The following is a 13,367-nucleotide window of genomic DNA, read 5'->3' as shown; positions in this document are numbered from 1 at the left end:
TATAAAGTCAAGAAATAAATGTAACATTTTTAAAGAAAATATTTCTGTATAGAATTTTCTGAAAATTCAAGAATTTTCTTCTGTTCATTGCCTTTAAATTGTGCTATAATAGTAAAAACTGAAACGGGAGGGATAAGATGACTGAATTAGATAAACGTCACCGTAGTAGCATTTATGACAGCATGGTTAAATCACCAAACCGCGCTATGCTTCGTGCGACTGGTATGACAGATAAGGACTTTGAAACACCGATTGTGGGAGTGATTTCGACTTGGGCGGAAAATACACCATGTAACATCCACTTGCATGATTTCGGGAAATTGGCTAAAGAAGGTGTCAAATCTGCAGGTGCTTGGCCTGTTCAGTTTGGTACCATTACCGTAGCGGACGGGATTGCCATGGGAACGCCTGGTATGCGTTTCTCTCTAACATCTCGTGATATCATCGCAGACTCTATCGAAGCGGCGATGGGCGGTCACAACGTGGATGCCTTCGTCGCTATCGGTGGCTGTGACAAGAACATGCCTGGTTCCATGATTGCTATTGCTAATATGGATATCCCAGCTATTTTCGCCTATGGTGGGACTATTGCACCGGGAAATCTTGATGGTAAAGACATTGATTTAGTTTCTGTCTTTGAGGGAATCGGAAAATGGAACCACGGTGACATGACAGCTGAGGACGTGAAACGTCTTGAATGTAATGCCTGCCCGGGCCCTGGTGGCTGTGGTGGTATGTATACTGCTAATACCATGGCGACTGCAATCGAAGTTCTCGGTATGAGTTTGCCAGGATCTTCATCTCACCCAGCTGAATCAGCTGACAAGAAAGAAGATATCGAAGCAGCAGGACGTGCTGTAGTTAAGATGCTGGAGCTTGGTCTCAAACCATCAGATATCTTGACTCGTGAAGCTTTTGAAGATGCCATCACTGTAACGATGGCTCTCGGTGGTTCTACAAATGCCACTCTTCACTTGCTTGCCATTGCTCATGCCGCAAATGTTGACTTGTCACTTGAGGACTTCAATACGATCCAAGAACGTGTGCCTCACTTGGCCGACTTAAAACCTTCTGGTCAGTATGTCTTCCAAGACCTCTACGAAGTCGGTGGTGTCCCTGCGGTTATGAAGTACTTGTTGGCAAATGGTTTCCTTCATGGCGACCGCATCACATGTACTGGTAAGACCGTTGCTGAAAACTTGGCTGATTTTGCAGACCTCACACCAGGTCAAAAAGTTATCATGCCACTGGAAAATCCAAAACGTGCAGATGGTCCATTGATTATCTTGAACGGGAACCTTGCCCCTGATGGAGCAGTTGCCAAGGTATCAGGTGTTAAAGTTCGTCGTCACGTTGGACCGGCTAAAGTCTTTGACTCAGAAGAAGATGCTATTCAGGCTGTCTTGACAGACGAAATCGTTGATGGCGACGTTGTCGTTGTGCGTTTCGTTGGACCTAAGGGAGGTCCTGGTATGCCTGAGATGCTGTCACTTTCATCCATGATCGTTGGTAAAGGTCAAGGAGACAAGGTTGCCCTCTTGACAGACGGACGCTTCTCTGGTGGTACTTATGGTCTGGTTGTTGGACATATCGCTCCTGAAGCTCAGGATGGTGGACCAATTGCCTACCTTCGTACAGGTGATATCGTTACGGTTGACCAAGATACCAAAGAAATTTCTATGGCCGTATCCGAAGAAGAACTTGAAAAACGCAAGGCAGAAACAACCTTGCCACCACTATACAGCCGTGGTGTCCTCGGTAAATATGCCCACATCGTATCATCTGCTTCACGCGGAGCCGTGACAGATTTCTGGAATATGGACAAGTCAGGTAAAAAATAAACTCAAAAAGCAAGCCAAAATGGCTTGCTTTTTTTCATCTTCAAAAGTGATTTGCCTGCTTATACTCAATAAAAATCAAAGAGCAAACTAGAAAGCTAGGCGCAGGTTGCTCAAAGCACAGCTTTGAGGTTGGAGATAAAGCTGACGTGGTTTGAAGAGATTTTTGAAGAAGTATTAACGAGGTGGCAGTCCAAGGGCGATACGGCCGTAGCGACTGATTCGTGTGATCTTCCAGGCAGGAGACCAGGTAACTTCAACCTTGACGTCCTCGATACCCTCGATTTGTTTCAGACCTGCGACGATTTCGATAGGCAAGCTTTCGGCGCAATCACAGGCAGTATCGGTGAAAGTCATGACAATCTTGCAGAGACCTGTTTCGTCCAGATTGATTTCATAAATCAAGCCCAGATTGTAAACATCCAATTCCACATCTGTATCAAAAACCTTCTCTAGTTTTTCGATAATTTGGTCTTGTAAGGCCAAAGCGCGGTCATTGATTTTGATATCGTCTCTCATAACAGTCCCTCCACGTGATAAATATCCTCTATTTTCTCATAATTCTGACAATTTGGCAAGTTTTTGATGAATTTTCTGAAAAATATGATAAAATGAAGAAAATACTCAATCAAGGGGAAATCTATGGAGCAGATTGGAAAAGTCTTTAGACAATTACGAGAGTCAAGAAATATCTCGCTGAGACAAGCAACTGGGGGACAATTTTCGCCGTCCATGTTGTCCCGATTTGAAACAGGTCAGAGTGAACTTTCGGTGGGAAAGTTTCTGTTTGCCCTAGAAAATATATCTGCGAGTGTAGAGGAAATCCTCTTTCTGGCGAGAGGTTTTCAGTATGATACAGATTCTGAGTTGAGAAAAGAAATCACAGATATCTTGGATCCAAAGAACATAGCACCTCTCGAGGACTTGTATCGTAAGGAGTATCAAAAGCATGCCGATTCTCAAAATAAACAGAAACATATTCTAAATGCCATTATGATCAAGTCTTATATGAAGAGCATGGATGAAACGGTAGAGTTAACAGCAGAGGAAGGGAAAGTCCTTCATGATTACCTGTTTTCTACCGAGATTTGGGGAATCTATGAACTCAATTTGTTCTCAGTTAGTTCCCCACTCTTATCTATTCCTCTTTTTACTAGATATGTACGAGAAATGGTCCGCAAATCTGATTTTCTAATGGAAATGAAGGGAAATCGGCACCTATTTCACACCATGCTACTGAATGGTTTTTTAGCCAGCATTGAGTGTGAAGAATTTACCAATGCCTATTATTTTAAACGTGTTATCGAAGAGCATTTCTACAAGGAAAATGAGACCTATTTCCGAATAGTCTATTTGTGGGCGGAAGGCCTCCTTGATAGCAAGCAAGGCAGGGTCAAGCAAGGACAAAAGAAGATGGAGGATGCAGTTCGTATTTTTGAGATGCTTGGGTGTAACAAATCTGCCGAATACTATAGAAACACGCCCGATTGTTGAATATCTGCAAGTTAAGAAAATGATTTGAAATTTGAAGCGATAGGACTATTGACCTTTTTCAGGTCATCAAAGAAGTTCTATCGTTTCTTTTTTCTCATTTTATTTGTTGCATATATTCAAGAAAATCTCCTCGTTAATTCATAAGTGCTATACTGTAGTCACACTTCATATAGAACTTATACTCTTCGAAAATCTCTTCAAACTACGTCAGCTTCCATCTGCAACCACAAAACACTGTTTTGAGCAACCTGCGGCTAGCTTCATAGTTTGCTCTTTGATTTTCATTGAGTATTCGAACAAGAAGGGAGATTATCTATGAATCTATTGTTCAGAAATCAAGCTTATCGTCTCTTGACTTTGTCACGATTCTTCAATGCTTTTGGTGCTTCAATTTTTAACCTGGTATTTATCGTTTATGCGTCGACCTTGCCACAAGCATCTTTTGCGGTTGCTGTAGCGAATATTGTCATGATTCTTCCGACTCTCTTTACAGTTTTTGTAGGGATTCGGGCAGATTACACGAGGGACAAGGTCAAATGGATGACCTATAGCGGTTTGTTTCAGGCTCTTCTCTTTTTCCTGGCAGCTCTGGTGCTTGGTCAAGCCAGTCTCTTTGCCTTTTCTAGCCTGTGTTTGATCAATGTTATCAGTGATGTGATCAGTGATTTTGCAGGTGGCTTACGCATGCCTCTCATTAAGGAAAAAGTAGCTGAAGAGGATTTGATGGAGGCTTATTCTTTTTCCCAGTTTATCACCTATATTTCAGCTATTGGTGGTCAAGCTTTCGGAGTCTGGCTCTTAGGTCTATCGGTCAATAATTTTTCTCTCGTTGCGGGAATCAATGCCTGTTTTTTCCTAGTATCAGCCGCTATTCTCTTTTTAGGAAGAAGCAAATTGAACCTGTCAATTTCATCTGCTGATGGTGAAATCCTAAAAAATGAGAAGCTTTCTATCAAAGAGCAATTCCTAACAATTTACCGAAATTTACGTCTTGTTTTTCTTAAAAGTGGACAGAAAAACTTTGGATTCATGATCTTTGCTGTCTTGCTTATCAATGCTTTGGGTGGCGCTTTAGGAAGCATTTATAACATCTTCTTTTTGAGTCATTCTCTCTTGAATTTTTCTTACACAGAGGCACTATTTATCGAGCAAGTCTGTGTTTTATTAGCTATCATCATCAGTAGCCTTACGGGTAATGATTATTTTGGGAAGCAGTCCTTGCCTAGATTGATGATGTGGGCGACATTAGGAGTCGGTCTAGTTGGTCTGGCTAACTTATTCAATCAAGTCGTGCTTGGTTTGCTATTCCTCTTTTTAACTCTGTATGTGTCTGGTAAAGTTTCACCAAAGATTAGTGCCATGCTCATGAAAAATCTAGCTCCAGATGTTCTAGCTCGTACCAGTAATTTTTTAGGTTTATTGTTTACCTTATCAGTACCTCTTGGTACAGCCTGTTTTTCACTTGTAGCCGTATGGAATATGCAGTTGACCTGGATCTTATTTGTTGGTCTTTCCTTGCTGGCTATTCTTCTGACAAGTCTGAATCTCAAAAATGATATGTAAATCCTAATTTTTTTCCTACTGTTTTAATCCCTCTATTTATGGTAAAATAAGACTATTAAGTTTAAAGAGGATTCCCTATGAAATTACAAAAACCAAAAGGAACGCAGGATATTTTACCTGCTGAGTCTGCCAAGTGGCAGTATGTTGAGGGCTTTGCCCGTGAAATTTTCAAGCGCTATAACTATGCAGAAGTGCGCACGCCTATTTTTGAGCACTATGAGGTTATCAGCCGTTCTGTCGGAGATACGACCGATATCGTAACCAAGGAAATGTACGATTTTTATGACAAGGGTGACCGCCATATCACCCTCCGTCCAGAAGGAACTGCGCCCGTTGTTCGTTCCTATGTGGAAAATAAACTCTTTGCCCCAGAAGTGCAAAAGCCAAGTAAGTTCTATTACATGGGCCCTATGTTCCGCTATGAGCGTCCACAGGCAGGGCGTTTGCGTCAGTTCCACCAGATTGGTGTCGAGTGCTTTGGCTCTAGCAATCCAGCTACCGATGTGGAAACCATCGCTATGGCAGCTCATTTCTTGAAAGAAATTGGCATCCAAGGTGTCAAATTGCACCTCAACACGCTTGGAAATCCTGAGAGTCGTGCGGCTTACCGTCAGGCCTTGATCGATTATTTGACACCGCTCAAGGAGACCTTGTCTAAGGATAGCCAACGTCGTTTGGAGGAAAATCCTCTCCGTGTCTTGGACTCTAAGGAAAAAGAAGACAAGGTAGCAGTAGAGAATGCGCCGTCTATCTTGGACTTCCTTGATGAAGAAAGCCAATCCCACTTTGATGCTGTGCGTCAGATGTTGGAAAATCTTGGAGTAGACTACATCATCGATACCAATATGGTGCGTGGTCTGGACTACTACAACCACACCATTTTCGAGTTTATCACTGAGATTGAGGGCAATGACTTGACGGTCTGTGCGGGTGGTCGCTACGATGGTTTGGTTGCCTACTTTGGTGGTCCTGAAACTGCTGGATTTGGATTTGGCCTTGGTGTAGAGCGCCTGCTTCTCATCCTTGAAAAGCAAGGTGTGGCCCTCCCTATCGAAAACGCTCTAGATGTTTATATCGCAGTCTTGGGTGAAGGAGCAAATGTCAAGGCCTTGGAATTGGTACAAGCCCTTCGCCAACAAGGATTCAAAGCAGAGCGTGATTACCTCAACCGGAAGCTCAAAGCTCAGTTCAAGTCAGCCGATGTCTTTGCGGCTAAGACCCTCATCACCCTGGGAGAGAGTGAAGTCGAAAGCGGACAAGTGACGGTTAAGAACAATCAAACACGAGAAGAAGTGCAAGTGTCACTTGAGGCAATCAGCCAAAACTTCTCAGAAATCTTTGAAAAATTGGGCTTTTAATGACAGATAAACTGGTCAGGATCTTATTCCTGACCTTTTTCTTTTGCAAAATGACAAAAATCATAAACTTTTTGACAAATATACTTGTCAAAAAGAAAAAGATGCGTTACAATATAAGCAAGTTAAGAGAAAAGGAGAAAAGAACGATTATGTGGGCATTAGGATTTGTACCTCTTGTGATTATGTATTATATATACCATTCCCAAAAGGTCAAGAAATTAGAGAATAAAATCAAAAGAATTGAGCAAAAAGAGAAAGGAAATATAGAAATGTCAAGAATTTTAAAAGAATTGATTGGGAAAAAACCAACAATCGTTGGACAATTATTTGGAACAGACAACTGGGAAGTTGTGGATGTTGATGAGGAATGGGTCAAGCTACGCCGTGTTGATAAAAAGGGAAAAGAAAAATTTAAACTACAACGTATTGAGGATATCCAAACCGTTGAATTTGGCGGAAAGTAGGTCTGTGACATGCAACTTAAAAATCGTTTAAAAGAGCTTCGGGCTCGCGATGGTCTCAATCAAACCGAACTAGCCAAGCTAGCAGGGGTTTCCCGACAGACCATCAGTTTGCTAGAGAGGGATGAATACACTCCGTCCATTGTAATCGCCCTGAAGATTTCACAGATATTCAATGAACCAGTCGAGTCGGTATTTCGTATAGAGGAGGATGAGTGATGAACAAGTATAAAGTGATTTATTATATGAGTGTTTTTGCCTTTATTGTGAATGCTTTCGCTATGATTGGAACATTATTCGGTTGGTTTTATTTTGTTGAAAGTAAGTATTTGTTTTGGATTAATTTAGTCCTCTTGTCCATTCTCAATTGGTTAAAGAAGAAGGAGAAAAATGATGAACAAGTATAAAGTGATTTATTATGTAGTTGCCATAGCCCTATTAGTCAGCGTATTTCTACTGATTGGGATGGACCTAGGCTGGTTTAATCTGTATCAAAGTGACCAATTTATTTGGGTCTACTTTGCTCTCATCCCAGTAATTGAATGGATTGAAAAGAAATCCAAAAATCTAGCAAGTGAAAAAGGAGAATGAATATGAAAAAGTTTTTAGCAGATTTTCAAGTAGATACTGAGCACAAAGAACTTGCGGGTGTTTGTGCAGGTTTAGGAAATTATTTTAATATTCAAGCCAATATCGTTCGTTTGGTGACAGTCTTGCTGTTTCTCTCTTCGACAGAGATTGGGATTATAACAGTAACTCTCTATGCCTATCTAGCAGGTTGGCTTGGCAATGAACCCTTGGGAGATGGAGCAAAAAAAGCTAGAAACCAAGCTATTCTCTTGTTTGTTGTTTGTTTGATTTTAGTATCACTTGGAACAGAGGGGTTGACAGCTATTTTTGAATCAGGTAAAGTGCTTGGTCAGTGGTTGGTTGGATTAGTTTAGAAAGAGGATGAATATGAAAAAGAAACGCGGATTGTTATTTTTAATGTCTGTTGTCTTTGGAGGCTTCTTGGGCGGTTTTGTAGGGATGTTTAAGGCTGCTACCGAATCCCACGAAATTATGTTAGATGTAAAAGTCTTGATACCATGGATATCAGCTATTTGTTTACTGATAGGTTTCATTAGTATGTTTTTGACTTTCAATTTCTTAAAGAAAAGCAGAAAATTTCACTCCTTGTATCAAGAGGAAATGGACGATGATCTGAATGAAACCTATTATGTGCAAATGTATCGGAATCTCGAGTTTGGGACCATTGCTTTTAATATTACAAGCGTAGCGATTTTATTGGCTCTCTTCATTTCAGGAAGTGATGTGATTGTACTAAATGGAAGCCATCTAACCTTATCTCTTTCTTTTTTGGGATTAGTGTTGATTTTTAATGTTCAAAAATATTTTTATAAAACTATTGCGATTGTTCGTCAGTTTGGTTTGGTGTTTTTCTCTACACCAAAGGACGCCTTAGACTATTTCAATTCTTACGATGAAGGGGAGCGCCAGGCTAATTTGGAACAGAGTTTTCGGATTTTATTCCAACTAAATCAGTATGTCTTGCCAGGTCTCTACTTTTTGATTGCTCTCTTTTCCTTACTGACAGGAGAGATTCAGTTACTAGCCTTCTTGCTTGTAGGAGCAATCCATATTTATATCAATGTGATGCAGTTACCTATGGTAAAACGCTATTTCAAATAGGAGTCTTTTATGAAATTACTTAAAAATCTTGGCTGGTTTCTTCTAGCTGTTCTATCCTTTTTCTTTGGCTATGGTCTGGTTCAGAGTATGGCTTTATCAGCTATTGGACTAGGGGCTTCAATATATGGAGTCTTACCACTTTATATCGCTCTGTCAGGGGCCTATGTTTATGGAGTTTACAGATGGTATCAGACAGAAAAGGTTAGCATCCAGACGACGGCTTTTAATCGTTATATTTGGTTGCCAACCCTGGTTTTGCTGGTGGCTATTGCAGCCCAGTTCTTTTTGCCAGATGATCCGTCGGCCAATCAACAGACTGTATCACAATTGACATTGGCTCAGCCTGCATTTGGTTTCTTTATGGTGGTGGTCTTTGCTCCTCTGACGGAGGAACTCGTTTTTAGAGGGATGCTGGCGCGCTATCTCTTTCCTAAGCAGAACAACGGCAAACAGACAGCTCTGTTTCTCCTCGTATCGAGTGTGCTTTTTGCCTTGATTCATTTTCCAGGGACTTTGCAACAGTTTTTAGTTTATGCTAGTCTGGGATTGAGTTTGGGACTGGCTTATGTGAGCCGAAAAGGTCTTCTTTACAGCATTTCTTTACACGCTTTGAATAATTTAATCGGCTTTTTGATGATACTCATGCTATAATAGAGTCAGGAGGTCACATGAAACGAGTAATTTTATTAGCAGTGATACAGGCAATCGTTCTCTTCTTTATCATCGGGGCACTTGCCTATGCCTTTAAAGGCGATTTCTTTTACAACTATCTAGCAGTTATCTTTGCGCCTATTGCTGGAATCTTACGTTTTGCGACAGCTTATGCGACGGAGATTGTTCTACCTAAAAAGGCAGCTGAGATTGCTGAAAAGCGTAAAAAAGGTTAAGAATCATAATCAGAGAATCCGATGACGTTTTCATCGGATTTTTTGTCTGTTCGTTTTGATTTCTAAAGGCAATCAAACTTTTCTGCTGATTTTCATGAAGTGCCTGCGCTTTTATGGTAAAATAGTAACAGAATAAAAGAGGAGAGAAACAATGAAACGTAGTATGTATGCTGGTCGTGTTCGTGAGGAACACATCGGACAAGAAATAACCTTGAAAGGATGGGTTGGCCGTCGTCGTGACCTGGGTGGTTTGATCTTTATAGACCTTCGTGACCGTGAAGGAATCATGCAGTTGGTTATCAACCCTGAAAAAGTCTCTGCAGAGGTCATGACAACAGCTGAAAGCCTTCGTAGCGAATTTGTCATTGAGGTGACTGGTCAGGTTGCTGCGCGTGAGCAAGCTAATGATAAGTTGCCAACTGGTGCGGTTGAGTTAAACGTGACAGCTTTGACAGTGCTTAATACAGCTAAAACAACACCTTTTGAGATTAAAGATGGGATTGAGGCCAATGACGATACACGTTTGCGTTACCGTTACCTCGACCTTCGTCGTCCAGAGATGCTAGAAAACCTTAAGCTTCGTGCTAAGGTGACCCACTCTATCCGCAATTATTTGGATGAGTTGGAGTTTATCGATGTGGAGACACCATTCCTTTCTAAGTCAACGCCAGAAGGGGCGCGTGACTATTTGGTACCATCTCGTGTCAATAAAGGGCATTTCTACGCGCTTCCTCAAAGTCCACAAATCACGAAACAGCTCTTGATGAATGCTGGATTTGACCGCTATTACCAAATCGTTAAATGCTTCCGTGACGAGGACTTGCGTGGGGATCGTCAGCCTGAGTTCACCCAGGTCGACTTGGAAACGTCTTTCCTTACGGAGCAAGAGATCCAAGATATCACAGAAGGATTGATTGCGCGCGTGATGAAAGAAACCAAAGGCATCGAAGTAACGCTTCCATTTCCTCGTATGAAGTACGATGATGCGATGGCTCTTTATGGTTCTGACAAACCTGATACCCGTTTTGACATGTTGCTTCAGGACTTGACAGAAGTTGTCAAGGGTGTTGATTTCAAAGTCTTCTCAGAAGCAGCTGCCGTTAAAGCCATTGTGGTCAAAGGCGCTGCGGATAACTACTCACGTAAAGACATCGACAAGATGACCGAAGTAGCCAAGCAGTACGGGGCCAAAGGTCTTACTTGGGTCAAGGTTGTGGATGGAGAATTAAACGGACCAGTTGCCAAGTTCTTGACTGGTATCCAAGCAGAATTGACAGCAGCGCTTGCTCTTGAAGACAAGGACTTGGTTCTCTTTGTGGCAGATACGCTTGAAGTGGCTAATGCAACCCTTGGTGCTCTTCGTGGACGTATTGCTAAAGAGCTTGGCTTGATTGATAACGATAAATTCAACTTCCTTTGGGTAGTTGACTGGCCAATGTTTGAATGGTCTGAAGAAGAAGGCCGCTACATGAGCGCCCACCATCCATTTACCCTTCCACAGGAAGAAACAGCTCACGAATTAGAAGGTGATTTGGCTAAAGTTCGTGCCATTGCTTACGATATCGTCTTGAACGGTTATGAGCTTGGTGGTGGTAGCCTTCGTATCAACCAAAAAGACCTTCAAGAACGCATGTTCAAGGCTCTTGGTTTCTCAGCTGAGGAAGCAAATGACCAGTTTGGTTTCCTTCTTGAAGCCATGGACTATGGTTTCCCACCACATGGTGGTTTAGCTATCGGGCTTGACCGTTTTGTGATGCTCTTAGCAGGAGAAGAAAACATCCGTGAAGTCATTGCCTTCCCTAAAAACAACAAGGCAACTGACCCAATGACACAAGCTCCATCAACAGTCGCTCTCAAACAACTAGAGGAACTAGAGATTCAATTGAAACCCTCTGGCTTAAAAGCTTGAAATATTGAGTAGAAGAAGATGAAACAAGCAAAACGAATTAAGCGGTGGCGCTATTATCTGCGCCGCTTTGCTTATCAGATAAAAATCTTACGAGTTTTACAAAGTATCTCTCGGGAAAAATATGATGAGAAAATCTCGGCTTCTCTGGTTTATGGCTTTTTGTCAGCAGTAGCGGTCAATTTCTTTTTTCAACCAGGACACGTTTATTCGAGTGGTGCGACGGGTCTGGCACAGATTATCTCTGCCTTGAGTCATCACTGGTTTGGTTTTTACATTCCGATATCGCTGACCTTTTATGCCATCAATTTTCCGTTGATGATTTTGGCTTGGTATCAGATTGGACATAAGTTTACGGTCTTTACCTTTATCACGGTATCCATGAGTTCCCTCTTTATCCAGTTTGTGCCCGTTGTGACGCTGACAGAGGATCCCATTATCAATGCTCTCTTTGGGGGTGTTGTCATGGGCTTGGGGATTGGTTTTGCGCTCCGTAACAATATTTCTAGCGGAGGTACAGATATCGTCAGTCTGACCATTCGCAAGAAAACGGGGAAGAATGTCGGTAGTATTTCTTTCCTGGTAAATGGAACCATCATGCTGATAGCAGGTTTGACCTTTGGTTGGAAATACGCCCTCTACTCCATGATTACTATTTTTGTATCCAGTCGTGTGACAGATGCGGTCTTTACCAAGCAAAAACGCATGCAGGCTATGATTGTGACCAATCATCCAGACAAGGTAATTGAAAAAATCCATAAAAAATTGCACCGCGGAGCAACCATGATCCACGATGCAGAAGGAACCTATAATCATGAGAGAAAAGCAGTCTTGATTACTGTTATCACACGAGCAGAGTTTAATGATTTTAAACACATCATGAAACAGGTTGATCCGACAGCCTTTGTCTCTGTATCTGAAAATGTCCACATCCTAGGACGATTCGTAGAAACGGACAATTAGACATGCAAAAACCAGCTCTGTGTACTGACCCCAAAAAGTTAGATAAATAATTTAAGCGAAGGATTTAGTTCTGTATTGCATAGGGCTAAGTCCTTTTAGTTTGACCTTAATTCGTTTGTTGTTGTAGTAATCAATATAGTCCACAATAGCTTGTTCCAATTGCTTAAGCGACTGAAACGCCTTCTCATAACTATAAAACATTTCCGATTTCAAAATGCCAAAGAAAGATTCCATCATACCGTTGTCTGGGCTGTTACCTTTACGTGACATAGATGTTTGGATTCCCTTACTCTCTAAAAACCTGTGATAAGAATCGTGTTGGTATTGCCATCCTTGATCACTATGGAGACTCGTATTCTCATAGTATTTCTCTGTAAAGGCCTGTTCTAACATCGTTTGTATTAGGCGAACAAGAAAGATTAAAAGCAATAATTTCGCTGTTAAAGCCATCTAAAACTGGTGATAAGTAAAGCTTTTGAGTACTTGCTGGAATGACAAACTCAGTCACATCCGTATAGCACTTTTCCATTGGTTTGGCTGCTTCAAATTGGCGCTGAATAAGATTCTCTGCTTTATTGCCAATCTCTCCTTGGTAGGAAGAATACTTCCGTTTCCGACGAATTCGAGCACTTAAACCAAGGACCTTCATCAGACGTTGAACTTTCTTATGATTCACTGTAAAACCACGATTTCTTAGTTCAAGAGTAATTCTACGATAGCCATAATTTCCTTTATAGTCATTATAAATGGCTTGAATTTCATCCTTTAGCTCTTTATCCTTATCTGGTTGATCCAGCTGTCTCAATTGATAATAGTAAGTTGAGCGAGGTAAACGAGCCACTTCAAGAAGTAAATCTAGTCGAAATCCTCCTGAAGCCATTTCTCTAACTGTCTCTGCTTTTCTCGCTCTAAGGCTTCGTCCCTTTCCTCTAACTCTTTTAACTTTTTTAGGTAAGCCACCTCAGTCCGTAAGCGTTCATTCTCCTCTTGGAGTCGCTCTAGTTCTGTCATTTCTTCCCAAGTTTTCTTCCGTTTACGTCCCATTTTAGGTACTCTCCCTCTTGTTTTCTCAACAATAGTATACGCGTTTTTCTTGTATTTCGCTAGCCAGTTAAGAAGTATCGTACGACTTGGGAGACCGTATTCAAGAGAAACTCTATCTTTAGTCCAGCCTTCATGTAAGACTTTATTAATCATTTCTTGTT

Annotated in this window: 15 protein-coding genes and 1 pseudogene; 14 read left to right on the top strand and 2 right to left on the bottom strand. The window is 41.4% G+C overall.

What is annotated here, in order from left to right; all coding sequences use genetic code 11:
* Positions 1-137: 137 nt before the first annotated feature.
* Entirely contained in the window at positions 138-1,841 is a 1,704-nt protein-coding gene (gene ilvD / locus D8803_RS06560; protein WP_000137343.1) for a dihydroxy-acid dehydratase, read from the top strand.
* A 174-nt stretch (positions 1,842-2,015) separates the two neighbouring features.
* Here ilvD and D8803_RS06555 read toward each other — a convergent pair whose 3' ends face one another.
* Positions 2,016-2,357, bottom strand: a complete 342-nt coding sequence (locus tag D8803_RS06555) for a metal-sulfur cluster assembly factor (RefSeq protein ID WP_001204052.1) — start codon at positions 2,355-2,357, stop codon at positions 2,016-2,018.
* Between the two features lie 123 nt (positions 2,358-2,480).
* On the opposite strand from D8803_RS06555, the gene D8803_RS06545 reads away from it, so the two are divergent.
* From D8803_RS06545 to D8803_RS06485, 13 genes are all read left to right on the top strand, one after another.
* Entirely contained in the window at positions 2,481-3,332 is an 852-nt protein-coding gene (locus tag D8803_RS06545) for a helix-turn-helix domain-containing protein (RefSeq protein WP_131200627.1), read from the top strand.
* Positions 3,333-3,647: 315 nt separating this feature from the next.
* Positions 3,648-4,895, top strand: coding sequence for a transporter (locus D8803_RS06540; protein WP_131200626.1), 1,248 nt, complete (start codon positions 3,648-3,650; stop codon positions 4,893-4,895).
* A 77-nt stretch (positions 4,896-4,972) separates the two neighbouring features.
* Positions 4,973-6,253, top strand: coding sequence for a histidine--tRNA ligase (hisS, locus tag D8803_RS06535; protein ID WP_131200625.1), 1,281 nt, complete (start codon positions 4,973-4,975; stop codon positions 6,251-6,253).
* Complete coding sequence (locus D8803_RS06530; RefSeq protein ID WP_131200624.1) at positions 6,253-6,717, top strand: hypothetical protein; 465 nt, start codon at positions 6,253-6,255, stop codon at positions 6,715-6,717. The genes hisS and D8803_RS06530 overlap by 1 nt, the downstream gene beginning before the upstream one ends.
* A gap of 9 nt (positions 6,718-6,726) precedes the next feature.
* The gene (locus D8803_RS06525) at positions 6,727-6,933 is read left to right on the top strand and encodes a helix-turn-helix transcriptional regulator (protein WP_001176236.1); all 207 of its coding nucleotides are present in this window, start codon (positions 6,727-6,729) and stop codon (positions 6,931-6,933) included.
* Entirely contained in the window at positions 6,933-7,121 is a 189-nt protein-coding gene (locus D8803_RS06520) for a hypothetical protein (protein ID WP_001046118.1), read from the top strand. The genes D8803_RS06525 and D8803_RS06520 overlap by 1 nt, the downstream gene beginning before the upstream one ends.
* Positions 7,108-7,305 (top strand): hypothetical protein, encoded by a 198-nt coding sequence (locus D8803_RS06515; protein ID WP_190316808.1) that lies wholly within the window; start codon positions 7,108-7,110, stop codon positions 7,303-7,305. The genes D8803_RS06520 and D8803_RS06515 overlap by 14 nt, the downstream gene beginning before the upstream one ends.
* Positions 7,306-7,307: 2 nt before the next feature.
* Entirely contained in the window at positions 7,308-7,658 is a 351-nt protein-coding gene (locus tag D8803_RS06510; protein ID WP_131200622.1) for a PspC domain-containing protein, read from the top strand.
* A gap of 13 nt (positions 7,659-7,671) precedes the next feature.
* Complete coding sequence (locus tag D8803_RS06505; protein ID WP_190316807.1) at positions 7,672-8,406, top strand: DUF3169 family protein; 735 nt, start codon at positions 7,672-7,674, stop codon at positions 8,404-8,406.
* A 9-nt stretch (positions 8,407-8,415) separates the two neighbouring features.
* On the top strand, positions 8,416-9,057 hold the full coding sequence (locus D8803_RS06500; RefSeq protein WP_131200620.1) for a CPBP family intramembrane glutamic endopeptidase: 642 nt from the start codon (positions 8,416-8,418) through the stop codon (positions 9,055-9,057).
* Positions 9,058-9,074: 17 nt separating this feature from the next.
* Entirely contained in the window at positions 9,075-9,293 is a 219-nt protein-coding gene (locus D8803_RS06495) for a hypothetical protein (RefSeq protein WP_131200619.1), read from the top strand.
* 151 nt (positions 9,294-9,444) lie between these two features.
* On the top strand, positions 9,445-11,202 hold the full coding sequence (aspS, locus tag D8803_RS06490) for an aspartate--tRNA ligase (RefSeq protein WP_131200618.1): 1,758 nt from the start codon (positions 9,445-9,447) through the stop codon (positions 11,200-11,202).
* Between the two features lie 18 nt (positions 11,203-11,220).
* The gene (locus D8803_RS06485; protein WP_131200617.1) at positions 11,221-12,162 is read left to right on the top strand and encodes a YitT family protein; all 942 of its coding nucleotides are present in this window, start codon (positions 11,221-11,223) and stop codon (positions 12,160-12,162) included.
* A 51-nt stretch (positions 12,163-12,213) separates the two neighbouring features.
* Here the strand turns inward: D8803_RS06485 and D8803_RS06480 are convergent.
* Positions 12,214-13,367 (bottom strand): annotated as a pseudogene (locus tag D8803_RS06480) (IS3 family transposase); the annotation flags it as partial.

Origin of the sequence: Streptococcus oralis (assembly GCF_003943385.1) — a bacterium.
Taxonomy (GTDB): Bacteria; Bacillota; Bacilli; order Lactobacillales; family Streptococcaceae; genus Streptococcus; species Streptococcus oralis_CA.
The sequence above is the reverse complement of the archived record's forward strand: the minus strand, read 5'-3'. Positions and strand labels throughout refer to the sequence as shown.

Coding starts and splice junctions, on each gene's coding strand:
- ilvD (WP_000137343.1), top strand. CDS start 138: ATGACTGAATTAGATAAACGTCACCGTAGTAGCATTTATGACAGCATG.
- D8803_RS06555 (WP_001204052.1), bottom strand. CDS start 2,357: ATGAGAGACGATATCAAAATCAATGACCGCGCTTTGGCCTTACAAGAC.
- D8803_RS06545 (WP_131200627.1), top strand. CDS start 2,481: ATGGAGCAGATTGGAAAAGTCTTTAGACAATTACGAGAGTCAAGAAAT.
- D8803_RS06540 (WP_131200626.1), top strand. CDS start 3,648: ATGAATCTATTGTTCAGAAATCAAGCTTATCGTCTCTTGACTTTGTCA.
- hisS (WP_131200625.1), top strand. CDS start 4,973: ATGAAATTACAAAAACCAAAAGGAACGCAGGATATTTTACCTGCTGAG.
- D8803_RS06530 (WP_131200624.1), top strand. CDS start 6,253: ATGACAGATAAACTGGTCAGGATCTTATTCCTGACCTTTTTCTTTTGC.
- D8803_RS06525 (WP_001176236.1), top strand. CDS start 6,727: ATGCAACTTAAAAATCGTTTAAAAGAGCTTCGGGCTCGCGATGGTCTC.
- D8803_RS06520 (WP_001046118.1), top strand. CDS start 6,933: ATGAACAAGTATAAAGTGATTTATTATATGAGTGTTTTTGCCTTTATT.
- D8803_RS06515 (WP_190316808.1), top strand. CDS start 7,108: ATGAACAAGTATAAAGTGATTTATTATGTAGTTGCCATAGCCCTATTA.
- D8803_RS06510 (WP_131200622.1), top strand. CDS start 7,308: ATGAAAAAGTTTTTAGCAGATTTTCAAGTAGATACTGAGCACAAAGAA.
- D8803_RS06505 (WP_190316807.1), top strand. CDS start 7,672: ATGAAAAAGAAACGCGGATTGTTATTTTTAATGTCTGTTGTCTTTGGA.
- D8803_RS06500 (WP_131200620.1), top strand. CDS start 8,416: ATGAAATTACTTAAAAATCTTGGCTGGTTTCTTCTAGCTGTTCTATCC.
- D8803_RS06495 (WP_131200619.1), top strand. CDS start 9,075: ATGAAACGAGTAATTTTATTAGCAGTGATACAGGCAATCGTTCTCTTC.
- aspS (WP_131200618.1), top strand. CDS start 9,445: ATGAAACGTAGTATGTATGCTGGTCGTGTTCGTGAGGAACACATCGGA.
- D8803_RS06485 (WP_131200617.1), top strand. CDS start 11,221: ATGAAACAAGCAAAACGAATTAAGCGGTGGCGCTATTATCTGCGCCGC.